Consider the following 20014-nt stretch of genomic DNA (forward strand, 5'->3'; position numbering starts at 1 on the left):
TTCACGCCACCTCGGACAGCCGCGGGAAGAGTGACATCATTGCAGCATGTTTTAAATACGACGCGCCTGCCGTCCCGCCGGTACCAGGTACCGTTCCGATGACTTTCAGGGTGATACCCCAGTGGCCGCGCTTCATCGCAACCCACGCGCGGTCCAGGCGCCGCATCGACTCCTCGACAACGCCCGCATCCGGATGCGTCTTCCGCATCGCGAGATAGACGTCCTGCAACGTGCCCTCCCCGACATCGATATTCCCCATGCGCTCGCAGTCACGGGGATTGATTGGAGCGCAGGCGAACTCGATCTCACGAAATGCGCGCGACTGCACTGCGCTCCGCCCATGGGTGAAGCCGCGAATGATCGCGAAGGCGTCGACCGGCATCGTCGTGAGAACCCGGAAGAGCGCAGGAACCGCTTCGAGGCGAATCGATGCCCGGTCGAGGCGATCCTTTGCCGTTGCGGCCAGACCGTGGCGCACGTCAACGATCGCCCTCGAAATTGCTGTCGCGACTTGCCGATACAGACCTTCGAAGATCTGGATGCAGCGGATGAACATCTGCTCGTCGTGCAGGCGAGTCGTCGGTAACAACGTCAGCCGGACTGCACTTCCGATCTCCTCGGGGACACCGTTCAGCGCCGGCGCCGCGACCGAAGCAAACGAACTGTAGTCGGCTCCCGTCTGAGCCAATGCCGCAAGACCCGCCGCAGCCACGGAAGGATCGAGCGAGAAATCGGGTGCGAGCCTGTCGAGTTGGGTCACAACACGTGTCGCTGCGCGCGCCCTGGCCACCTGGGGTGCATGTGCCGACCTCCCGAGGGCTCGCGCCTCCAGCAACGCGAGGTCCATGGCCGCGGCAGCAACGAATGCGTCCACGCGCTGCGCGTCATCGGACCGGACGACCTGGTCGAAATAGTCGAGCCCGACATAGGACAGGTAGTCGCCGTTCTGCGCGTCGAACGTCATCGGCAGCCAGGCACCGAGAACATGATGCGCACGGTTGTTGCCATGGAAGTTTCGCAGCATGGCAACCAGGTGGGGCCGGACCCCGTTACGCCCGACTGTCTGATAATGGGCCGCGAGAGCCGTGTGGGGAAACTCCGCGTGCCCCGATTCCCATTGCCGGAGCGCATTCTCGATATTTCGGCCGGACAATTCATCGGTCGTCGCTTCAGCGGCCTGAAGGCACGTGCCCCCGACGCCGATCACGCCGGAACGAACAAATTTCTGCTCGGCTTCGAGCAACGTTTCGGAAATCAATGCGAAACTCGCCTCTCATCCGTACTGCGGTGTTCAGCTATCTTCGGCGGCGCGCGGCGAATGCGGATAGTCACCCTAGGGAGACTTCTCGACACCCTTTCCGCTTGAGGGGGTGACATTTTCAACCCTGGGGTGCCTGTGCGGCCGGCAGGCACGTGCCCAGGATTGGGAGCGCTACAGAACTCGAGGCCGGTCGATCCCAGAGAAGGAACAAATCTATGCACATCATCGCCAGAAGCGCACTCGAGACGATCAACGAAGCCGTTGTCGGCGGGACCGTCCACAACCTGGGTGTCGTCAAGATATTCAGCCGGCACCCTCAGTTGGCGCAATTCATTCCTACCTCCAGCAATGTCGCGATCAGCTGGGTCAGGTTGGAGTGCGGTGAGGTGCTGGCGGTGCACAAGCACCCGGAGCCCAGCCTGATCCTGATCTGCGAGGGCTCCGGACGAACGCTGGGCAGTGCAGAGCAGGAGGTCGGTGCGGGAGACATGATCCTCGTCCCCGGGGACTCCTGGCACGGCTTCGAAGGAACCCGGGACGGTTTCTGGGCGCTCTCGATCCAGTTCAACGGCAAGGCACTCTACGAGGACGCCGAGAAGCCCAACGCGATGTTTGCGCGCGAGGTACCGAATCCGGCGGCTGTGCTCCTGGCGGACAACGAGAAGTACCTGCAGCAATTCGGAACCAGCAACCTGTTGCGGCTGATCGACGACCCCTCCTTCGACAACCCACACGTACGGGAACGGCTGCTCGACTGCCAGCAAACCTGGTCGGACGTGTTTCAGGACCTGCTGCACCTGCGTGTCGCGATGACGACCGATACTGCGCACAAGCAGGTGGCGCTCGACCATCTGGTCGAGGAACTGGGCCACAACGACAACCTGCGCAACCAACGGGGGTCAGCGCACGCGCCGGTCACCGATGAGACGTTCGTATCGACAATGGAGTGGTTCAGGCATCAAATGCTGTACCGGAACGACATGGTGCGCACTCTGCTCATGCATGTGGTGCTGGAAGGTAGTGGCGAAATCTGGCACCGCGAAGCGGCCCGAGCGTTTCCGGCAATTCCGCACTTCCAAGAACACGGAGAAGACGACGGTCAGCACGTGACCATGGGGATCGATCTGCTCGATCGAGCAACGCAGGCCGAGATCCGGGAACTCCGCGAAGCACTCGCCGAGGGATGGAAGATGATCACGCAATTGTGCGACAGAATCGCGTCGATCGCTCTGGCCGACACGGCGGTCCCCACATACTCCACATGCTGAGCGTCCTCGGGAAAATCGTCTGGTTCGAGGTTCCCGAACCCCGAACTCGGCTCACCCCCTCGTCCAACGCCTCGCACCTTGCCAGATGGCAGCGGTGGTGTGACGCCGCGCAGCGGGACAGCGTGAACGCGCCTCGAGGCGAACGACTCAGCAGATCCGTATTCGGCGGACTTCGTCGTGACATCATGCTCGGACTCGTGGCCATCGCGATCAATGCAGGATGCGCCTTCGGTGCCGCGATCACTCTGAAATCGCTGATCCAGCACCTCGTCGACGGCGGTTCAGCGCTGACGACGAACCTCACGCTCGGTATCACCTGCATCGTGCTGACGTACTTGGCGTGGCTTGCGTTGAATCACACCTTCATGCAAGCCGACGTGGTAGGCATCGGAGCCCGGACATACATCGAACAACGACTGCTGCACAAGAAGCGCAGCGTTACCCCTTCCGGCCAACCGGCCGACCTGGTCACGCTGCTGGACCGGGAGGCAGGACGCATCGAAAATGCGTGGTCAGGACTCATTTTCATCATTCTGGCACTCGCAACCGTCACCTTCACCTCTGTGTACTTCTTCGTGGCGCTGGGACCGAGTGCTCTGGCAGCACTGTCGGTGATTCTCGTCAGTTCCGTGGTGATCTACTGGAACGCCAAACAATTGAATGCCGCGCACGCTGCACTGTCGGCGACGGCGGCAGATCGCATCGACGTCGGCCTGTTTTCGCTGAACAATCGCCTGCTCGCGTGGCTCAAGAACTGGAACGACGAATTGTTTCGGCGCTATGCCGACAAGCGAGGCGGCGAGGAGCGCGCGCTCCTGAAAGCGGCGCGTCTCGTCGCGCGGATCAATCTCATATCGACGCTCACTCCGATCATTGCCATGCTTGCTGCGGTGTTCACCCAGTTGGCCCACGTCGGCTACGTCGATCCAGCGGGCCTGTTGTCCACGATGGCGCTGGTCGGAGGTTTGAAATCCGTCGCCAACAATATCCCCTTCATTGTTCAGAGCCTGTCCCAGGGCATCGTCGGGCACACCAACGTCGCGAAGTATCTGTCCAGTCCCCATCCGCTGGACACCGATGCGACGGCAACGCGCCTACCGGTGACAACGGCGAAGCACATCGCCGTCGTCGGCGCCGCAGGCAGTGGCAAGACATCCGTTCTGAGAATCGGTGCACGCCGGAGCAGCCAAGTGAACGACAAAACGCTCTTCGTACCGGATGAACCGTGGATATTCCCTGGCGGGCTCTACGAGAATTTATGTCTCTATCGAAGCGAATTCACGGACGACGAGGCCCGTCGCGCCTTGACACTGTCCCGACTTCCCGAAACCTTCTACGGTGACTACCTCTCGAGCAAGTCACGCGACCGGACCGAGGGCTGGGACGTGTCCCGTGGGCAGGGGAAGCGGCTGGAACTGGCACGGGCAATATTGGCCGAACCGAAGTTCGTGTACCTGGATCAGCCCACAGCGGGGCTGGACGACGACCTGGCAAATGGGCTGTTGGCCACGCTTCTGCACGGGCCGTGGCACGACACCACGGTCATTTACGCAACGGACAAACCCGATGAGAAAGAAGCTGCGGACGAGATATGGGTAGTGGCCGGAGGCGAGGTCGTGGAGGTGATACGAAACCTCACACCACGTGCGACGCATCCTGTTCGGGACCGCAGAAAGCCTCTTGCTCATGAGGATCGGTCGGTCGCTCGCCCTCCCGAGGCCGTGGACCGACCGGAGTCCTCGACCTCGTCACGCCGCAGTCTGATGAGCCTGGGCATCGCGAAGGTCGCGGTTGTCGCATGCTTCCTGTTTGCGTGCCGCGACGTTCTGACGATTGTCGGTGACTACACCGCGGCCAGCGGAATCTCGACCACGAATGCGCGAACAGCAGCGACAACCCTCATCGCCGCACTGTCGGCCGGCGCACTCCTGTCGATTTTCACCTCCCTGTTCATAGTCAAGCGCAGCATCAGGGCGGCATCCCGAAAGTGTCGGAGTTACTTCTCGACCGTCATGAGTCCGAAGCCCTCCAGGTCGGCCTTCGACGAGGTCGATCAGGACTATCAGAGCAAACTGACATGGGATCAACGACGTATCGACGAACTTCTGCCAGAGGTACTTCTGAATACGCTGGGTGCGGTTACGCTGCTGCTCACGACCACCGCGTTCGTATTGAGCAAGAACATTCTCGTCCTGGTACCCCTTGTCGGGATGTGCTTCGCCTACTGGCACAGTTCGAAGCGATCGGGAAGGCGACTGCAGGGCTTCAACGACAGGGAGATCGGTACGACGTCGACCGTGTTGGAGCGGGTCGAGGCCATTACCTGGAGCTCGGCGAGATTCGACTTGGCACGCGACAACTCGGCGCTCGTCAATTGGCTGAACAAAAGTCTGATGAATCGCGCCTTCGCGTCGATGGACAATGCGGGCGCGCGCCGCTGGTTCAATTACAAGCTCGACCTGATGGGTGTGCTCTTCCTGTCGGTCGTTATCGGCTCAACCGTGTTTGTCCAGGTCGGCGCCGGATCCGACCTCAGCAGTGTTCTCGCGCTCAGTCTCTCGTACAGCCTCATCGCTGTTTTCGCCCGAGTGGGCCGTTGTCTGGTCGACCTCAGGCAGGTTCTCGACAGCGCGGATCGCCTTCTCACGCCTCCGATCGGCCCGGCGCCGTGCCGGCCCGGCTCAGCAGTCGAAGACGCAGCGCTCGTGTCGTTGTCGGAGGTAGCGTACGTCGCGCCGCACACCGGGGCGGTTCTGCTGGAAGAGCTTTCAGAGTCGTTCGCCAGCCGGGACGTCGTGGTCGTCATGGGCCCGAGCGGGGTCGGGAAGTCGACATTTGCGAAGCTGATTGTCGGCAGTCTGCAGCCGACAACAGGCGTCCTCTCGACATTGGGCCGGACGACGGGATACGTCTCGAATTCCCACGCCGAAGACATCCTCCTGCTGACGTCGAGTCCGATCTTCAAGCCAGGAAGACTGATCGAACATTTCAACAGCCCGGTACCGCTCGAATTGGCGCGCGTCGTCGACTATCTCGACGTTGCAGACGTCGTCGGGCGACTACCGTCCGGATTCGACGAGCCCGTCCCCGCCACCGGTCAGTTGAATCTGAGCAAGACGGAACTGCAGCGGCTGGCGCTCCTCGACCTGTTGATCAATCGCCCGGCGATCGCAATTCTCGACGAGGCGACTTCCGAGTTGAGTACCGGAGCAGAACTCTCCATACTGCGGGCCTTGATCTCTGCCCTGCCGGACACGCTGTTCTTCATCATCACGCACAATCCCGAGCTGACCGAACTTGCCAATCGAGTCTTTCATTTCAACGGGGAGCGACGCCTCCTCGAGATTTCTGGCCAGTCGCACACGACAGCCGATCGGAACTGGAACGGAAAGGAGGAAGACCATGGAATGGCTACCTCAACGCAATGCGTTCTGTAACAGCCACAGCGTTCCACGGCCACAACTTCCGCTGAGGAACATCGCGCACTGGAACGCGGTGCTCCAGGGCAGCGTGAGCAGCGACGACGCCCTGCATCACGAGCGAGCGTACGTCGCACCCGGATACTTCTACATGCCCGTGTGCGACGAACCCGACGAACGGACACTCGCGGAGTTGTCGAGCCTGGCATCGACCGCCGACTGGTTGCTGATCCCTTCCCTGCGCAGGTCTGATCGCCGTCGGCGCGCCGACGTCATTGCAGTTCCCTTCATGAAGGCGGCATTCTTCCGGTCTTCGCGAAATGTGGACCTCGCCCTGCGAACCGCGGTAGGAGCCAGCCAATACAAATCAATCGTCAGGCTCACCAGGAAGGCAGAGGCGGCGTGCACAACCGAGATACACCGTCTCTCCGAAGTGGCGGAGGACGATCGAGTCCTGCGCGACTTCGCCGGCCTTCAGGCATTGAACGTGGCCAAATACGGACACGCCAAGAACCTCTATACGAGCGAAGTGCTGCGTATGCTGGCACGCTCGTCCGAAGGTGAGAAATACTTCGTGAAACTGGACTACGACAAAAATTCGAATACTCCGTTGGCCGGATCACTGAGCTACGCCGACGATCACTCTGGCGTATTCACGAAACTCGTTCGGGGACTGGACCATGATCGAATTCCGCGTGGGTTGAATCTGTATATCGCCGACTACTATCAAATGTATCAATTCGCGAATCGGCTGGGTTTCGCGGACATCTGCCTCGGCCGAGGGGCCATCGACGCCAAGGTCCGGGTAGGCGCAATTCACATCGTCGACCTGGACAACTGGCTGATTCCGGTCAACACAAGGCGCACACAGGCGATGCGGGAATACGCGACATCGCGACATGGAGACTGAGATGATCAGCGAAATAGCCTGGGTGGACGGAAGATGCGTCCGATTCGACGAGGTGAGCCTGTCACCTGCCACCCATGGGTTGTCGTATGCCACGTCGGTGTTCGACGGTATCCGCACATACGGCGGAAGCATCTTCAAATGCGACGACCACATAGCCAGGTTGCGGCGGTCCGCCGAGTTGTTCGGGCATACCCTGCAATATTCGAATGCGGACTTGGCTGATGCGTGCCACGAATTGGTGAGGGCCAACGATCTGGCCGATGCGTACATCAAGTGCTTGGTCTTCTACGACGACACCGATGTGAGTTTCAAAGCGCAAGGCTCTTCCAGCAAGGTGGTCCTGTTCGCCCTGCCCTTTCCTTCGAATTCGGGCGCGGAGCAGTATCGGCTCTCGACGGCAACGTGGCGGCGTGCACCAGCCTCGTGCCACCCGTATCAGGCGAAAACGTCGTCTACCTACGCGTTGAGCTACTTGAGCCACCGCGGGCGGGCCGACGGCTACGATGATGTGCTCTTTCTGTCGACAGCCGACGCTGTGTGCGAGTCGAGCGGCTCGAACGTGTTCTTCGTCGAGGGCGACGCATTGTTCACGCCCACTGCCGAATTAGCCCTCGACGGGATTACCCGAAGGGTGATCATCGATGAGCTGTGTCCGCGACTGAAGCTCTCGATAACGGAACGCGACATCGCATACGACGAGATCGGAGCGTTCGACGCCGCATTTCTGTGTGGCACTGCGATTGAAATCATGGGGATTTCCGGCATCGACGAGATCCGGTATGCGAAGTCCGCAGTGGTCGATGCGATTGCAACCGAATATCGGCATTTGACCCGCGGCAGGTCCGCCACTCGACAGTGACCACGAAAGGTGGACGATCTTTCCCCCCAGGGTTCCTGGATTCGCATCCGTCGGCCCGGGATAGTACTGGAAGGTGAACGTTCAATTCGCCGATCGGCATTCCATCCAGCGGGGTCTTCTGAATGAAACTGCTCATCCTCCATCGCGTTCCGTATTCCTTCATCGAATACCATCGCGTAATCGATCATGAAATTCACGATGTCGTCTACGTGGGAACAGGCGCGCAACTTGCCACCGTGCCGCCCGACCTTCCCTGCACGAGGGTTGAACGGCCCGGTCGAGCAGGTCTTGCCGAGGAAGTTCGCACCCTGTTCTCCCCCGACGATTCCTTCGACAGAGTCATCAGCGTTTCCCAATACGAGATGATGGATGCCGCGCAGATAAGGCGGAGTCTCGGAGTGGAAGGGGTATTGCCGGGGCAGGTCCACGTCGTGAACGACAAGGTAGCGATGAAAGCCGCGGTCGCAGGATGCGGACTTCGCGTGCCCAGATTTGTTCGCTGCGACGAGGCGCTCGCCGCTTCGTCCGCCGATGTCGCTCCTTGGGCCGGGAAGACGGTGCTCAAACCACTCGATGGAACCGCCAGCAAGGATGTTTTCGTTTTCGCCACCTACGCTGACGCCGGCACTGCGATTCTCGATCACCCGACAGGTGTGGAGGACTGGGATCCTGAGCGCTTCCAACTCGAAGAATACGTGGAGGGGCCGATCTTCCATTTCGATGGCGTGATGCTTGCCGGTGCGCCGGTGGCGATCGTCGCCAGCAGATATTTGGGCACGTGCCTCGAGTTCGCCCAGGGAGTTCCGCAGGGATCGATTCAAGTCGACGACGACGGTGGGCGTTGCATGGTAGCGGTCGAGTACCTCCGGGCCGTGGGTATCGAGAATGGCCCGTTTCATCTCGAAATGATCGAGGCCGCAGAGGGAATGGTTTTCCTGGAGGTCGGCGCCCGCCCCGGCGGCGGACACATCAAGGAGACATTCCGGCTTGCCACGGGAATCGACTTGGTCGCGGCCGGTTTGGCGTGCAACCTCGATTGGTCACCTCTCGAAACCAATCCACTGAAACGGTGGTTCGAAAGGACGGCGAGCAGCAAGGTTTACGGGGACTTCATGTTCCCGGGTCACCTGCTTCCGTCGCGATACTGCGCGATATCGGGTGGAGAACGGTTTCAGGCCCACCCCGACGTTGTTCGATGGAAGGAGCTGGAAGCGGGCGCTTCACTTCCGGGGACCGTGAGCTATTTCGATTTCGAATTACCCGTCAGCGGCATCGTCGCCGGCCGGTCGAGCTCTGCAGTGACCTCACTCATCCGCGAGATCCTGACGACCGTGCAAGTCGTACCGGTCGAGCGGCCCACTCAACGCCCCACACCTTGCTGACCGGGCAGTACCTGAGTCTTCCCGGTCAGCGCGGGAGCGGACTCGTCTCCACCCGAATCCGGTCCTGCGCCTGAGCCAACCGGCGCTCGGCGTCCACGAGATCAGTGCCGACGGCGACAATGACACCTTGACGATCCGCAGAGGACCGGAGCGGACCGAGGCGTTGCCCTGGTTCGAGAGAACACTGCAACCGGATGATCCCCTCGACCTCACGCGCGGCATCGATGCCCTGCACGCGTTCGATCACCACATTCTCGTAGGCAAAGAATGCGATGCAGCCCGCCCCGCGCCCGGGTGTGCGCGATTGCGGCGGCAGCCCGGCAAGATGACAGATCGATTCCCGGACCAGATCGCGACCCATCGCACGGAGCACCAGCTCCCAGATGAAATCGCCTCCAGGACGGGTATTGCCCTCGATGATCCGCGGCCCGGCCGGGCCGAAACGCACTTCGGTATGGGCCGGCCCGAAGGAATGACCGATCGAACCGAGGAAATCGGTGACGAGTCCGCGGAGCTCGGCAAGGGCCGATGCCGCGAGCGCGGCAGGCATCAGATGACCGGTTTCGATATACCGTGGCGGGCCGGTGGTGGTTTTTGCCGTCACCGCGATGATGTCGTGCCTGCCATCCGTGGTGAAGGATTCGACGCTGTATTCGGGGCCGTCGATGAACTCCTCGACGAGGGTCGGCCCGGGGCACTCGCCGCGAGAGCGGGCGAATGCGGATTCGACCTGGTCGAGGCTGGAGACGCGAAAAACACCGGAGCTGCCGGCGCCTTCAGCCGGTTTGACGATGATCGGGGCGCCCACCGACTGAAGGAAGCTCCGTACCTCGGAGGACGAATGGCAGCTCCGGGTCAGCACAGCTCCGAGATCACGGCCGGCCAGGTGCTCGCGCATCGCGATCTTGTCGCGGGTCAACCGGACGGCTTCCCGCGCATTGCCCTTGATGCCCAGGGCCTCTTTGATCACGGCGGCCGGAATGAGGCCGTGCTCGGTGAATGACACGACGGCATCGATGCGTTTGAACTCGTGCAGCGCCCGCGCCCTGCCGAGCGCCTCTGTCTGGTTGCGGTAGTCGAATACGCACAGCCGGTGGGCGCGCCTGGCCTGCTGCGCGGTGACCGATTCGGAATTCTGAAACACAGACAGCTCGACCGGTAGATCTTCGATCATGCGGAAAGTCTCGTCATGTCCGCCGACGATCAATATGTGAGCCATGCCGACCCAGCTCCCCGAGGTCCGCTGACTCCCGGAAGTCGTGCTCGTCCGGCCGGTCTCACTTGCGGCCCTCGATTACGCTGAAACCGCAGGGCAGGAGCGTACTGCCGGTGAGTCCGAGACCTGCGCGTTCGTACAGGCGCGCATAGTCGTGAATGGTTCGCTCCCGGCCGCCCGTCATGACCAGCATGGCGACGTCCACCACATTTCCCCAGACGTATCCGCCGTCCTCGCTGATCACCCGCTCCAGGACCAGGATCCTGCCGCCGGGCTCGAGTGCGTTCGCGCAATTGGTGAGGACGCGCACCGAGTCTTCGTCGTTCATCGTGTGCAGAACGCTCTTGAGCAGGTGGACGTCGCCCCCGCCGGGCACCTCTGTGAAACCGTCGCCGGGCACGATGCCACAGCGCTCGTCGACGCCGTATTCCCGCAAGGTAGCACCGGCCCTGGCCAGCGAGAACTCCAAGTCGTAGATCGTGCCCCGCAGATGATCGTTATTGCGCAACAGCTGGGCGGTCACGATGCCGTAGCCACCGCCGACATCGACGACGTGCCGATTGTCCGTGAAATCGACCGCTTCCGCGGTCTCGAGACCGGCGCGGATCGAGATCTCGTGCCAGCCCAGATGGAAGCGCTGGGCGGAGTCGGGGTGCTCGGCCAGGTACTCGAAGAGGGATTTGCCGAAGTACTGGCCGAATCCTGTCTGTCCCGTGCGAGCGCAATGGAGCAGTCCGCTCCAGGCCAGGTACGTTTCTGCGCCCGCGAAGAGCTCCACCTCGCTTGCGATCGAATCCGGATGATCCCTGCGCAAGAACTCGGCTCGCGGCGTGAGCGCGCACGTGTCCTGCTCGTCCACGGAGAAGACCCCGGCACTCATGAGTAGGCGGAGGATCCGCTTCAGCGCATCGGGATCAGTTCCACTTCGCCGGGCGAGATCGACAAGCGCCAGTGGGCCCGCCGCCAGCAGATCGGCGAGCTCCAGCTCGACGGCTACGAACAAGCAGCTGGATATGTTGTAGCCATGAACCATCTCTTTGACACAGAGACGGTCGGGCTTGTCACGGAAGTCGAAATACATTGTGCGCCCTCGAATAGGTCGTGGAGTACAGCCATACGTGGAACTCCCGGACTCCCGGGCGTTCCACCAGCGTGAGGCCTCGCCGCGCCGCGCGATAGGCACCCCGGGGTTGGCAACCATTCACCCTGTGGGGTCCGACTCCGACCCCAGATTCCGTACCAGCCAACGCCCGTCGACGAGATGCATGAGGACCGGGCACACGTACCGGGGATCGTTCGGCTGCCACAGGCCGCCCTCCAGCGCCGAGGCGTCGAGCACGTAGAGCGCCTCGACCCCCGGGGCGACCATCCTGGTCGCTGAACCGATTCCCCACGTCGCCGGATCCGGCAGCATCGCCCGGAACGACCGCAGATGCACGCGCTCGAAATGCACCCACAGCGGATGATCCGGGACCGGCCCCGCAAGGGCCGCCTCGACCGTCGCACTATCCCAACCGTCGACGGTCATCTGATAGTGGTTGTCGCGCACCCACTTCTGCGCGAGCACCGCCCGGAAGTCGGGATCCACGTTCGGCCATACCGACAGCAGGTCCCCGTCCACACACACCGGCATCAGGAATGCCCACGCCGCATTCACCAGATCTGTGTGCCCGAGCACCCGCACCCGTTCGGCCGGATCCATCGTACGAAGCTGCCGGTACGTCTGCCGGACCTCGGGCGGCAGCGAGTCGATCTGCTCGTCGGTCAACTCCGGAAGGACGGACGCCGCAGGCACCGCACCGCTGTCCGCGGCGTCGTCCCGGTCGTCAAGCAATGCCCGGACGGCGTCGACGAACCGTGGGGTCAGCCGGTCGAGTGACTCGAGCAACTCCCCCACCGTGCGCGGCGGAAGCGTATTCCGGGCGATCAGTACGTGTATCCGCTCGAACACCGCTTCCGAATCCAGATCGAGCTGATCGCAGAGGAATTCGTCGGGGTGGATCGCCTCGACGTCGAACGGGTCGAGGGCCGCCGGCGGGAAGTCCGTCAGGTCGGCGGTCACGATCAATGCCGCACCGGACCGTACCGCCGCGGCCAGGACGTGCCGGTCCTTCGGATCGTTGGTCATCGCGGGAATCAACTCGCGGTACCCTCGTGACTCCTCCTCCGCGAACGGGAACGCCCTGCGCATCTGCTGAACCCGCCGCGCCGCCTGCTCCGGTGACTTGCCGAACCTCTCCCCGGCCAGGTCGCGCTCCACCTCATCGAGCAGATCCGGCGTCCACACCGGCCGGAACAACTCGGCATCGGCCAGGGTCAGCAGCAGGTTGTTGAGGACCTGCGGAAGCAGGACGCACCCGTCGAGAACCACCCGAAAGGTAGCCATCGGTTGCCCTGCCCCTCGATCAGCGGGTCGAGACGAAGCCGTCAGCGGCGTCGCCGGGGTCCGGGGTTTCCTCGTGCGCCATCTCCTCGAACACCTGACCGCGTCGCGCACGCTCGTGTTGTCTGTAGGCGAGCACGTCCGCCAACTCCACCCGCCGATGCCGGCCCGGCGACGAGTACGGAATCTTCCCGGCCTCGAGCAACCGCACCAACGTCGGCCGGGTAATGCCCAGCAGTTCCGCGGCCTCCTGCGTCGTCAACACCGTCCGATGCGGCTCCACCGTCACCGCCTGCCCCCGATCCAGAGCCGTGACCGCGTCGACGAGCAACTCCCGGACACTGTCCGGCAACGGCGCCGAACCCTCCGGGGTCGAGATAGTCACATCTTCCTGACCAGCGAGAACATACTTCAAGGCGGTGAGGAGTTCGCGATCGTCGGCGTCCGGCGGCAACACCGTGTGGTTCATCGGAGCGGCCATACCTCAACCCTAAAACGAAAAAAACGAACACACAATGTCCTGCGCAGCGGACGAGGTGGCTCTCAGCCGAGCCCGTCGAGGAATTCCTCGACCACTTTCCGGTACTGCTCTGGCTGGTCGTCGTGGACGAGGTGCCCGGCCTGCGCGATGCGGACGTACTCGGCGCCGGGATGCCGCTCCGCCATGGTCCGCATCTGGCCGTCGGGGGTGATGGTGAACTCCCCCTCGATCAGCAGGGCCGGAACCGTGATCGACGCCCACTGGTCCCAGAAGTGCCGCTCGCCCCACTCCGCCGAGATGTCGCGGAACGTGTCGACGTCGCCGTGCAGGTACCAGCCGTCGGCGCGCTGCTCGAACGAATCCAGGAAGTACTGTCCGGCAACCGGACCGAAGAACTCGAACAGATCCTCCCGGGTCGCGAACGGCTGCGGCCAGTTCGAGATCATCGCCGCCCAGTCGTCGGCGGTGCGGCCGCGGAAGTCGGGGGCCATGTCTTCGAGGACGAGCGCCGACACCTTCTCCGGGTGCTCCGCCGCCAGGCACCAGGCGTGCAGGGCGCCCATCGAATGGCCGATCACGACCCACGGCCCGGCGAAGGGCGCGAGCGCCTCGGACAGGTCGGCGACGAACGCTTCCGTCGTCAACCGCGACGGTGCGGGCCTGCCGTGGCCTGCGGCGTCGAATGTGTAGACGTGACCGTGCTCGCGCAGCCACGGCACGTGCCGTCCCCACGTCCGGGCACTGCCCATCAGCCCGTGCAGCAGCAGAATCGGCTGTCCTGTCCCACCCTCGTCGTGCAACGCACTCTCACCCGCCACCACTCCGACGCTAGCGGAGTAACCTCGCCCGCATGGCAGTGGTGAAGATCAACGCAATCGAAATCCCCGAGGGCGCGGGCCCCGAACTCGAGAAGCGCTTCGCGGCGCGCGCACACGCCGTGGAGAACTCTCCCGGCTTCCTCGGCTTCCAGCTCCTGCGTCCGGTGCAGGGCGAGAAGCGCTACTTCGTCGTCACGCAGTGGGAGAGCGAAGAGGCATTCGCGGCGTGGCGCGACGGTCCGGCCCGGGAAGCACACGCGGGTGAGCGGAAGAAGCCGGTGGCGTCCGGGGCGTCGCTGCTGGAGTTCGAGGTCGTACTCGACGTCGCGGCGGCGAACAAGAGCTGAGCGGCGGAGGCGGGCCGAGGATTGACACGACGGCCCGCCGGGTGCAAAAGTTCGCAGGACAATGCGATGGTTCGGCAGGAATCCGGTGCAATCCCGGAGCGGTCGCGCCACTGTAAATCGGAGTAGTCCCTAGCGGGAACCACCTCGACAGCCAGATACTGCGGCCATCGCCTGGACCTAGGGGACGCGAAATCCCAGGAGGAACTATGGCACTCGCATACGCACCCGGCTCGTCGGTCGACACGACCCGCCTCGCCGTCATCTCTTTCGCGATCGTTCTGTTCGCGATGCTCGCTCTCTACCTCGTGGGATTCGACCAGGGCGCGATCTCGCGCAGTGGCATGTACATGCACGAATTGATGCATGACGGGCGCCACCTCCTGGGTCTGCCATGCCACTGACCGATTCCTTCACGAAACTCCTCATCCGCGGTCTGCTGGCCGGCCTGATCGCAGGCATCCTGGCCGGCGGCGTCGCGTTCGTTCTCGGTGAGTCACACATCGACGCGGCCATCGCGATCGAGGAATCGCACAGCGCGGCCGAACCCGCAGGCCACTCGCACGACGCCACCCAGGCGGACGAGCCTGCCGGGCACTCGCACGACGAGGAAGACGCGCTGGTCAGCCGCAACGGGCAGCGCTTCGGACTGTTCCTCGCCACGTCCCTCGCGGGACTGGCACTGGGAGCGATCTTCGCCGTCGTCGCGAATTACGCACGTCGGGTGACGACGCTGTCGGGACCGCTGCTCGGTCTGAGCCTGGCCGCGTTCGGCTGGCTTGCAATCGAGGCGGTGCCGTTTTTCAAGTACCCCGCCAACCCGCCCGCTGTCGGAGACCCCGAGACGATCAACCAGCGCACCTGGCTGTGGCTTGCCGCAGTCGCGCTAGGCCTGCTCGCCGTGGTGGCGTCCGTCTTCGCGGCGAAGGCCGTCGCCGCACAGGAGTTCCTGTCGGTGCGGATCGCGGCGCCGGTAGTCGCGTTCCTCGTGGTGGCGACCATCGGATACCTCGTGCTACCCACGATCAACGAAGTCGGTGACGACTTCCCCGCAGTGCTGCTGTGGCAGTTCCGGCTGTCGTCCCTCGCGACGCAGGCCACGCTGTGGCTGGTTCTCGGACTCGTGTTCGCGTTCCTCACGGAGCGTGCGACCCGGGCCACGGCGCCCGCCTCGGCGAACGCCGCCTGACCCATGTGAGTGGCACGGTGTGCTGGAGCACTCCATGCCACTCACGTGGGGTGGGCGTCCCAACGGGCCGGGTCCGCCTCCAGGGCGGCCCGGTCCCAGCCACCTCGCTCGGCGGCCGCGTCGTACGTGCTGTGCAGGAACTTCAGCAGAGCCGCATCGGGATCGTCCGCGGTGCGGACGGTCTCGTACGGCAGCAGGAACTGCCGGAACTCCGCGCTGTAGAACGCTCCGTCCGGCCCGACCGGGTAGTCGGCGAAGCCGTCCGGTTCCGGATAGGCGTACGCGTAGAACGCGCCCTCGACGCCACCGCCGGGCCAGAATCCGCAGCTGCTCAGCTCGTGTGAATAGCCCTCGACCATCACCCAGTCGCCGCAGTTCGGCGCTCCCCCAGGATGAGTCGGCGCGCTTCGACCGGAGAACCGGGTACAGGCCAGGTCGAGCGCACCCCAGAAGAAATGCACGGGACTGACCTTCCCGATGAAATGGGCACGGAACTCGTGCAGCACGCGATCCGCCTGCACGAGCTGCCGCCAGAACCGGTGCACCGACTCACCGTCGTACGAGCAGTGCTGCGTGTCCTCCGCGAACGGGACAGCCGTCTCCACCTCGTTGGGCCTGGCCAGGATGGTCGTCGTCACGCCCAGTTCGGCCAGCGTGTCCATCGTCTCCGCATAGAAATCGGCCACCGACTTCGGTTCGAGGGCAACCGTCCCGGTGCCGCCCGTGCTCGTGCGGATCGCCAGCCGATGGTCGACGAAGTCGAATTCGATGTCGAAACACTCGGCGCCGTACGGGACGGTCGACGTGGTGAGACCGCGGGGACTCACGTACAGCGGCACCTGCCACCAGTGGTTGATCAGCGGTGCGTGGGCCAGGCGGATCTTCCCGACGATCTGCGTCCACATGTGCAGGGTGTCCCTCGTCGACGTCCAGTCGTCCACCTTCAACGCCGGCCATGCATCTCCGGATCGTGTCTGCTCGCGCACAGTGCCTCCCTGCCGACGACGTGCTTTTCAATGTGCTCCCCGTCCGGGGTGATGGCAAGGTGCCGCACCGATACCCGGGTAGGGGTGGCCGCCACTCCCCGGGGTGATGTGCCGCGACGTCACCGATACCAGCATGGGGACATGACCACTCGCACCGCACCCTCGGTCCCGCAGACGGTCGAGCGCGCATTCTGGCTGCTCGGACTCGCCCTGTTCGCCGGGGTGGTGGAGGCGATCGCACACGTGTCCACGGCGCTGGAGAACCCGGACGCCGACGTCACCGGACTCGCCGGACAACTCGCGGTCCGTGTCCTCGTCTACGCCGCGGTGTTGTTCGTCATGACCCGGTTCCGCAGCGGCAGGGCGTGGGCGCGGGGCGTCCTCGCGATCGGCCTCGGCGTCTTCGGCGTCGCCTCGCTCGTGGTGGAGCCGATCGCCTGGATGACGGCGGGCAACGACCCGATGGCCGCCGTCTCCGGTCTGACGCTCGACGTCGCGGTGATCGCGATCGCGCGGCTCACGCACCTCGTGGCGGTGATCGCCGCACTGGCACTCATGTTCCGGGCCGACGCCAACCGGTACTTCGCGCGCCGCTAGTCGACCCGTACTTCGCGCGCCGCTAGTCGACCGGCACGGCGTTCGCCTGCGTCAGAAGCTGCAGGAACACGTCCTTCGGCTGCGCACCGGACACGGCGATCCTGCGGTTGGCGACGAAGAACGGCACGCCCGACACCTGCAGCGCACGAGCGGTGTCTATATCGGCCCGGACGGCGTCCGCACCGGCACCGGAATCGAGTTCGGCGCGCACCGCGTCGGCGTCGAGCCCGGCCCGTGACGCGATGTCGACGAGCACCTCGGGGTCGTCGATCACGGCTCCCTCACCGAAGTGCGCGCGGAACAGGACCTCCACCACGGCATCTCGCTTGTCACCCGCGAGGTGGATCAACCGGTGCGCGTCGAAGGTGTTGGCGGCGACGACCGTGTCGAAGTCCAGTTGCAGACCCTCGTCGGCCGCAGTCTGCGCGACGTGCACGAACATCTGACGGACCTGCTCCGCCGACAGCCCCTTGCTCTCCACCAGGGCATCGAGTTCGGTGCGCCGCTCACCGACCGGGGTGTCCGGCGACAGCTGGTACGACCGCCACGTCACGTTCACCCGGTCGCGCCCCTCGAACTCCTCCAGGGCCGACAGGAAGCGGCGCTTACCGATGTAGCACCAGGGACAGGCCACGTCGGACCAGATCTCGATCTCGATGTCGCCGTCGTGCTCTTGCTGTGTCGTCACAGTTCAATGGAACAGATCGGTGCCGGTTTCTGTTCCGGTCGTTCCGCGCGGAGATTGTCTTGGTTCGACGTGGTGCATTTACGTACGCCGAATTCGACCGAACGGTACGGTGAGGGTGTCGACACGGCGAGAGTAACGTCGTATCGATCGTGCCGCTGAACGAGGGGCGCTCGTCGCGATGCCCGGACAATCGACGGCCGATGGTTGCGGAACCCGAACTCCTCCAGGAGTAGCCATGGTTTACGTCTCGTCACCGAGCAAGTCCGTCGAATCAGCCGGAATCGTGCTGATCGCCGTCGGAGTCGTCCTGCTCGCACTGCTCACCCTCTACCTGGTCGGCTTCGACCAGGGTGCGATCTCCCGAAGTGGCATGTACCTGCACGAATTGATGCACGACGGACGCCATCTCCTGGGAGTTCCCTGTCACTAGTTCCACCCCTACGGAGCACGCGATGAACTCTCCAGCAGAATTCGAAGCTCAGGCGAACCGAGTGGCGGGGTACGGCCCCCTCCATCACGAAGAGATGGATTCGCCGTACTACCTGACCAATTCCGCGTTCGACGCGCTGCGGCACGTGCTGCACGACGTCGGCGGCCAGCCCGCCCTCCCCGTCGCGTACGAGGAGAAGGTCGAAGAGGACTGGGAGATGAGCACGTACGTCACGTGCGAATGCCTCGGCTGGCGCGGGGTGTGGAATTCGGAGGAACGCCGCCGCGCCGAGAACGATCTGGGTGCCACGCTGTACTTCGGACTGCCGTACTACGCACGGTGGATCACCGTGGCGGCCAAGACACTCATCAACAAGGGCCTGATCACGCCGGACGAACTCTCCGCCAAGATCGACGAGGTGCGGGCCCGGACCGCCGGCGGAACAGCGACCGGAGGCCGGTCATGACGAAATTCCAGATCGGCGACCGCGTCACCGTCAAGGACGCGACGTCGATGTTCCACACCCGCACGCAGGCATTCATCCGCGGGCACACCGGCGTCGTCGTCGAACACCGCCCGGAATGGGTGATCCCCGAGGACGAGGCGTGGGGACGCGTGGACGACGGCCGGACCGAGCCGTTCTACGTCGTCCGCTTCCAGCAGACCGACCTGTGGCCCCGCTATACCGGATACGAGATCGACACCTTGGAAACCGAGTGCTCCGAGCGCTGGCTCGAGCCGGCAGGAGAGGCCGACACATGACGCATTCGCACGACGATCACGCCCCGATCCAGGCCTCGGAGGAGGTCAGCGAATTCGAGATCCTGGAGACCGCCATCCGGGAACTGTCCATCGAACACGGCCTGTTCTCCCGTGAGGATCACCGGCGCTTCTCGGAGTGGGCCGAATCGGTAGGGCCGTCGGGTGGTTCGAGGTTGGTCGCGAAGGCGTGGGTGGATCCGGAATTCAAGAAGCGCCTGCTGGCCGACGGCACCGAGACCTGCAAGGAAGTGGGCATCGACTGGCGCGACCCCACCGGGTCGGGCACGCCGAGCGACTACACGTACTTCTACGTGCTGGAGAACACCCCGAAAGTGCACAACGTCATCGTCTGTACGTTGTGTTCGTGCTACCCGCGGCCCGTCCTCGGCATGTCGCCGGACTGGTACCGCACACCCAACTATCGCCGGCGCCTGGTGCGCTGGCCCCGCGAGGTGATCGCGGAGTTCGGGCTGCACTTCCCGTCGGACGTCGAAGTGCGCGTGCATGATTCGAATCAGAAATCGCGATTCATGGTGATGCCGATGCGCCCCGAGGGCACCGAGGGGTGGAGCGAGGAGCAGCTGGCATCGATCATCACCCGCGACACCATGATCGGCGTCGCCGTCCCGCAGGTCGACTGGACGGCGACCACACCACCCTCGGACAACGGAGGAGCCGCACGATGATGGCGGACAAGGGCTACGACGTCATCCTGAACACGTTGACGCCGGACACAACTCGCGAAGACGTGACGCTGCCGGACCTCGACCGCAAGCCCGACCCGTGGGAGTCGAGTATGCAGGCCACCGCGGAATGCCTGTCCTGGCGTGGCGCCTGGGACAATCTCGACAGGCGCCACACCGAGGATCAGCTGGGCGAAACCATCTACCGCGACTTCCCCGTCCGCTCCCGGTCCGTCGTCGCCACCGCGCACGCGCTGATGGACAAGGGCGTCATCAGCCCGGACGAACTCCAGGCGAAGATGGAGGAAGTGCGCGAACGGTTCAATCGCCGCTAGCCG

The 20014-nt window shown here is 63.8% G+C and carries 22 protein-coding genes and 1 riboswitch; of the genes, 14 read left to right on the forward strand and 8 right to left on the reverse strand.

All coding sequences use genetic code 11. The features are described 5' to 3' along the window. Position 1: 1 nt before the first annotated feature. Positions 2-1258 carry a tryptophan 2,3-dioxygenase gene (locus JWS13_RS20900; protein WP_206007319.1) on the reverse strand — a complete coding sequence of 419 codons (1257 nt, stop codon included), beginning with the start codon at positions 1256-1258 and terminating at the stop codon, positions 2-4. A gap of 218 nt (positions 1259-1476) precedes the next feature. Here JWS13_RS20900 and JWS13_RS20905 point away from each other — a divergent pair, with 218 nt between their 5' ends. From JWS13_RS20905 to JWS13_RS20925, 5 genes are all read left to right on the forward strand, one after another. Beyond that, the gene (locus tag JWS13_RS20905) at positions 1477-2529 is read left to right on the forward strand and encodes a cupin domain-containing protein (protein WP_206007320.1); all 1053 of its coding nucleotides are present in this window, start codon (positions 1477-1479) and stop codon (positions 2527-2529) included. Then, positions 2523-5966, forward strand: coding sequence for an ATP-binding cassette domain-containing protein (locus JWS13_RS20910; RefSeq protein ID WP_206007321.1), 3444 nt, complete (start codon positions 2523-2525; stop codon positions 5964-5966). The genes JWS13_RS20905 and JWS13_RS20910 overlap by 7 nt, the downstream gene beginning before the upstream one ends. Then, positions 5932-6858 (forward strand): hypothetical protein, encoded by a 927-nt coding sequence (locus tag JWS13_RS20915; RefSeq protein ID WP_206007322.1) that lies wholly within the window; start codon positions 5932-5934, stop codon positions 6856-6858. Before JWS13_RS20910 ends, JWS13_RS20915 begins: the two co-directional genes overlap by 35 nt. 1 nt (position 6859) lies before the next feature. Then, a complete protein-coding gene (locus tag JWS13_RS20920) occupies positions 6860-7717 on the forward strand; it encodes an aminotransferase class IV (RefSeq protein WP_206007323.1) in 858 nt (285 codons plus the stop codon). Positions 7718-7839: 122 nt separating this feature from the next. After that, positions 7840-9099, forward strand: coding sequence for an ATP-grasp domain-containing protein (locus JWS13_RS20925; protein ID WP_206007324.1), 1260 nt, complete (start codon positions 7840-7842; stop codon positions 9097-9099). A 25-nt stretch (positions 9100-9124) separates the two neighbouring features. Here the strand turns inward: JWS13_RS20925 and JWS13_RS20930 are convergent, their stop codons facing one another. The 5 genes from JWS13_RS20930 to JWS13_RS20950 form a co-directional block, all read right to left on the reverse strand. Then, positions 9125-10318, reverse strand: coding sequence for an ATP-grasp domain-containing protein (locus tag JWS13_RS20930; protein WP_206007325.1), 1194 nt, complete (start codon positions 10316-10318; stop codon positions 9125-9127). Between the two features lie 58 nt (positions 10319-10376). Beyond that, the gene (locus JWS13_RS20935) at positions 10377-11396 is read right to left on the reverse strand and encodes a methyltransferase (RefSeq protein ID WP_206007326.1); all 1020 of its coding nucleotides are present in this window, start codon (positions 11394-11396) and stop codon (positions 10377-10379) included. Between the two features lie 120 nt (positions 11397-11516). Beyond that, a complete protein-coding gene (locus tag JWS13_RS20940; RefSeq protein ID WP_206007327.1) occupies positions 11517-12701 on the reverse strand; it encodes a VapC50 family PIN domain-containing toxin in 1185 nt (394 codons plus the stop codon). Positions 12702-12720: 19 nt separating this feature from the next. Further along, positions 12721-13179 carry a helix-turn-helix domain-containing protein gene (locus JWS13_RS20945; protein ID WP_241032260.1) on the reverse strand — a complete coding sequence of 153 codons (459 nt, stop codon included), beginning with the start codon at positions 13177-13179 and terminating at the stop codon, positions 12721-12723. A 62-nt stretch (positions 13180-13241) separates the two neighbouring features. After that, positions 13242-13997 carry an alpha/beta fold hydrolase gene (locus JWS13_RS20950; protein ID WP_206007328.1) on the reverse strand — a complete coding sequence of 252 codons (756 nt, stop codon included), beginning with the start codon at positions 13995-13997 and terminating at the stop codon, positions 13242-13244. A gap of 32 nt (positions 13998-14029) precedes the next feature. Here JWS13_RS20950 and JWS13_RS20955 point away from each other — a divergent pair, with 32 nt between their 5' ends. The 3 genes from JWS13_RS20955 (at position 14030) to JWS13_RS20965 (ending at position 15530) form a co-directional block, all read left to right on the forward strand. Further along, positions 14030-14344 carry an antibiotic biosynthesis monooxygenase family protein gene (locus JWS13_RS20955; protein ID WP_206007329.1) on the forward strand — a complete coding sequence of 105 codons (315 nt, stop codon included), beginning with the start codon at positions 14030-14032 and terminating at the stop codon, positions 14342-14344. 50 nt (positions 14345-14394) lie between these two features. Further along, a riboswitch (cobalamin riboswitch) is annotated at positions 14395-14527 on the forward strand. 23 nt (positions 14528-14550) lie between these two features. Continuing rightward, the gene (locus JWS13_RS20960; RefSeq protein WP_005244930.1) at positions 14551-14745 is read left to right on the forward strand and encodes a CbtB domain-containing protein; all 195 of its coding nucleotides are present in this window, start codon (positions 14551-14553) and stop codon (positions 14743-14745) included. After that, on the forward strand, positions 14736-15530 hold the full coding sequence (locus JWS13_RS20965) for a CbtA family protein (protein WP_206007330.1): 795 nt from the start codon (positions 14736-14738) through the stop codon (positions 15528-15530). The genes JWS13_RS20960 and JWS13_RS20965 overlap by 10 nt, the downstream gene beginning before the upstream one ends. 41 nt (positions 15531-15571) lie before the next feature. Here the strand turns inward: JWS13_RS20965 and JWS13_RS20970 are convergent, their stop codons facing one another. Next, positions 15572-16516, reverse strand: a complete 945-nt coding sequence (locus JWS13_RS20970) for a DUF5996 family protein (RefSeq protein WP_206007331.1) — start codon at positions 16514-16516, stop codon at positions 15572-15574. Between the two features lie 141 nt (positions 16517-16657). Here JWS13_RS20970 and JWS13_RS20975 point away from each other — a divergent pair, with 141 nt between their 5' ends. Continuing rightward, complete coding sequence (locus tag JWS13_RS20975; protein WP_206007332.1) at positions 16658-17113, forward strand: hypothetical protein; 456 nt, start codon at positions 16658-16660, stop codon at positions 17111-17113. Positions 17114-17135: 22 nt separating this feature from the next. Here the strand turns inward: JWS13_RS20975 and JWS13_RS20980 are convergent, their stop codons facing one another. Then, positions 17136-17801, reverse strand: coding sequence for a DsbA family oxidoreductase (locus JWS13_RS20980; protein WP_206007333.1), 666 nt, complete (start codon positions 17799-17801; stop codon positions 17136-17138). Between the two features lie 235 nt (positions 17802-18036). On the opposite strand from JWS13_RS20980, the gene JWS13_RS20985 reads away from it, so the two are divergent. Genes JWS13_RS20985 through JWS13_RS21005 form a run of 5 tightly spaced genes read left to right on the forward strand, consistent with a single transcriptional unit; the run spans position 18037 to position 20011 of the window. Beyond that, entirely contained in the window at positions 18037-18231 is a 195-nt protein-coding gene (locus JWS13_RS20985) for a CbtB domain-containing protein (RefSeq protein WP_087559752.1), read from the forward strand. 22 nt (positions 18232-18253) lie between these two features. Continuing rightward, the gene (locus JWS13_RS46185; RefSeq protein ID WP_206007334.1) at positions 18254-18697 is read left to right on the forward strand and encodes an SH3-like domain-containing protein; all 444 of its coding nucleotides are present in this window, start codon (positions 18254-18256) and stop codon (positions 18695-18697) included. Then, entirely contained in the window at positions 18694-18993 is a 300-nt protein-coding gene (locus tag JWS13_RS46190; protein WP_087559754.1) for an SH3-like domain-containing protein, read from the forward strand. The genes JWS13_RS46185 and JWS13_RS46190 overlap by 4 nt, the downstream gene beginning before the upstream one ends. Then, positions 18990-19679 carry a thiocyanate hydrolase subunit gamma gene (scnC, locus tag JWS13_RS21000; RefSeq protein ID WP_087559755.1) on the forward strand — a complete coding sequence of 230 codons (690 nt, stop codon included), beginning with the start codon at positions 18990-18992 and terminating at the stop codon, positions 19677-19679. Before JWS13_RS46190 ends, scnC begins: the two co-directional genes overlap by 4 nt. Next, on the forward strand, positions 19676-20011 hold the full coding sequence (locus tag JWS13_RS21005; RefSeq protein WP_124391734.1) for an SH3-like domain-containing protein: 336 nt from the start codon (positions 19676-19678) through the stop codon (positions 20009-20011). The genes scnC and JWS13_RS21005 overlap by 4 nt, the downstream gene beginning before the upstream one ends. The last annotated feature ends 3 nt before the right edge of the window (positions 20012-20014 follow it).

The organism is Rhodococcus pseudokoreensis, assembly GCF_017068395.1.
GTDB classification, from domain to species: Bacteria; Actinomycetota; Actinomycetes; order Mycobacteriales; family Mycobacteriaceae; genus Rhodococcus_F; species Rhodococcus_F pseudokoreensis.

Excerpts from the sequence above, each read along its gene's own strand:
- JWS13_RS20905 (WP_206007320.1), top strand. The coding sequence starts at position 1,477 with ATGCACATCATCGCCAGAAGCGCACTCGAGACGATCAACGAAGCCGTT.
- JWS13_RS20910 (WP_206007321.1), top strand. The coding sequence starts at position 2,523 with ATGCTGAGCGTCCTCGGGAAAATCGTCTGGTTCGAGGTTCCCGAACCC.
- JWS13_RS20915 (WP_206007322.1), top strand. The coding sequence starts at position 5,932 with ATGGAATGGCTACCTCAACGCAATGCGTTCTGTAACAGCCACAGCGTT.
- JWS13_RS20920 (WP_206007323.1), top strand. The coding sequence starts at position 6,860 with ATGATCAGCGAAATAGCCTGGGTGGACGGAAGATGCGTCCGATTCGAC.
- JWS13_RS20925 (WP_206007324.1), top strand. The coding sequence starts at position 7,840 with ATGAAACTGCTCATCCTCCATCGCGTTCCGTATTCCTTCATCGAATAC.
- JWS13_RS20930 (WP_206007325.1), bottom strand. The coding sequence starts at position 10,318 with ATGGCTCACATATTGATCGTCGGCGGACATGACGAGACTTTCCGCATG.
- JWS13_RS20935 (WP_206007326.1), bottom strand. The coding sequence starts at position 11,396 with ATGTATTTCGACTTCCGTGACAAGCCCGACCGTCTCTGTGTCAAAGAG.
- JWS13_RS20940 (WP_206007327.1), bottom strand. The coding sequence starts at position 12,701 with ATGGCTACCTTTCGGGTGGTTCTCGACGGGTGCGTCCTGCTTCCGCAG.
- JWS13_RS20945 (WP_241032260.1), bottom strand. The coding sequence starts at position 13,179 with ATGGCCGCTCCGATGAACCACACGGTGTTGCCGCCGGACGCCGACGAT.
- JWS13_RS20955 (WP_206007329.1), top strand. The coding sequence starts at position 14,030 with ATGGCAGTGGTGAAGATCAACGCAATCGAAATCCCCGAGGGCGCGGGC.
- JWS13_RS20960 (WP_005244930.1), top strand. The coding sequence starts at position 14,551 with ATGGCACTCGCATACGCACCCGGCTCGTCGGTCGACACGACCCGCCTC.
- JWS13_RS20965 (WP_206007330.1), top strand. The coding sequence starts at position 14,736 with ATGCCACTGACCGATTCCTTCACGAAACTCCTCATCCGCGGTCTGCTG.
- JWS13_RS20975 (WP_206007332.1), top strand. The coding sequence starts at position 16,658 with ATGACCACTCGCACCGCACCCTCGGTCCCGCAGACGGTCGAGCGCGCA.
- JWS13_RS20985 (WP_087559752.1), top strand. The coding sequence starts at position 18,037 with ATGGTTTACGTCTCGTCACCGAGCAAGTCCGTCGAATCAGCCGGAATC.
- JWS13_RS46185 (WP_206007334.1), top strand. The coding sequence starts at position 18,254 with ATGAACTCTCCAGCAGAATTCGAAGCTCAGGCGAACCGAGTGGCGGGG.
- JWS13_RS46190 (WP_087559754.1), top strand. The coding sequence starts at position 18,694 with ATGACGAAATTCCAGATCGGCGACCGCGTCACCGTCAAGGACGCGACG.
- scnC (WP_087559755.1), top strand. The coding sequence starts at position 18,990 with ATGACGCATTCGCACGACGATCACGCCCCGATCCAGGCCTCGGAGGAG.
- JWS13_RS21005 (WP_124391734.1), top strand. The coding sequence starts at position 19,676 with ATGATGGCGGACAAGGGCTACGACGTCATCCTGAACACGTTGACGCCG.